Source organism: Pseudomonas sp. Ma2-10 (genome assembly GCF_054330215.1).
Map to the genome: position 1 here is coordinate 1 of NZ_JBTEYL010000079.1, position 633 is coordinate 633.

Consider the following 633-nt stretch of genomic DNA (forward strand, 5'->3'; position numbering starts at 1 on the left):
CCAGAAATAGATATCAGGCCACCAGGGCCAACTTCTGTTTAGGGGTGATGCCTCCGAGTGCCATATTCGGGCGCTCGTGATTGTATGTCCAGATCCAGTTCGTGCCGTAGTCCTGAACTTCAGTTATCGACTCAAACAGGTAATGTCCCAGCCAGTCATAGCGTACCGTTCGGTTGTAGCGCTCGACGTAGGCATTCTGCTGAGGGTTGCCCGGCTGAATAAAGTCCAGTCGGATACCCCGTTTTTCGGCCCATGCAGCGAGCTTTGCGCTGATAAATTCGGGGCCGTTATCGCTTCGTATAGCCTGCGGTTTTCCACGCCATTCAATGACCCGATCCAGCGCACGCACCACACGTTCAGCCGGCAGCGACAAATCAATTTCCATACTCAGGGCTTCGCGGTTGAAGTCGTCAATGAGATTGAAAACCCGAAAGCTGCGCCCATCTGCTAGTTGATCGTGCATGAAGTCCATCGACCAGCATTGGTTGGTGGTCTCAGGAACAGCCAGCGGCTCAGGCTTCTCGCGCACGATACGTTTGCGCGGTTTGATCCGCAGATTCAGTTCCAGTTCGCGGTAAATCCGGTACACACGCTTGTGGTTCCAGCGATAGCCCTTCACGTTGCGCAGGTACA

Annotated in this window: 1 protein-coding gene; it reads right to left on the reverse strand. The window is 54.2% G+C overall.

The genetic code is table 11. The features are described 5' to 3' along the window. Positions 1 to 13 precede the first annotated feature (13 nt). A partial coding sequence (locus ACXPVS_RS27375) for an IS3 family transposase (RefSeq protein WP_458512657.1) occupies positions 14 to 633 on the reverse strand: 620 nt, incomplete at its 5' end.